This window comes from Roseateles sp. P5_B10 (genome assembly GCF_056400485.1).
Genome location: NZ_JBFULE010001517.1, coordinates 1 through 653 on the forward strand (window position 1 = coordinate 1; position 653 = coordinate 653).

Sequence of the window (653 nt, forward strand, 5' to 3'; positions counted from 1 at the left end):
ATTTAAGACTTGACCCCGGCTTCCTTCATCGGACGGGGTGTGAGGACGATTGCGGCGCGGTAAGCGCCGTCTCACCGGAGGGCCGGCTGCTAGGCTTTCGACTGGAGACCAGCCGCGGCGTCCGCATCACAACAGCAGCATCCGGCTGTGTTTGGTGTACCGGGTGATAGGGCGCGAAGCAAGAAGCCGCCGTGCGGTTTACGATTGGTTCGATGGACCAAGCTGAGTTCGAACGGTACGTTCGCACTGGGGAGCGCAACAAACTAGTTCTGGAGCTGATGCACAACTGGTGCGCCCACGCTCGCGTGCGCAACCATGGCGGAACTGGACTCATCGCTGTTCAGACGGGGCTGCCGCTCGGCATGTTTGGCATGGAATGCGACTTCGCACCAGCCGGAGGAATAGCGGGTTGGTATCTCGAGGAGGGAGTGCTTGACTTCCACGACCGAAATTGCGCTCACTGCGACAAACGCAAGCCGGTTGGATTTCCGAACCTGAGCCAGCTGGTTGACGAGCGCGACAAGGATTTGGCGCGTCACCTGGAAGCAAGGGAACGGGCACAAGCGGAAGCGGCTGCGGCACGAGATGCCCGTCGCCAGCGTCGAGACGCGCTTCGGGTCGGTCAGAGTGCTGCGACTTGCGCGCTACTGGAT

1 protein-coding gene is annotated in these 653 nt (G+C 61.4%); it reads left to right on the forward strand.

The features are described 5' to 3' along the window. Positions 1-212: 212 nt before the first annotated feature. The coding region (locus AC1DU6_RS34345; protein WP_477862939.1) for a hypothetical protein at positions 213-653 on the forward strand (441 nt) is incomplete at its 3' end.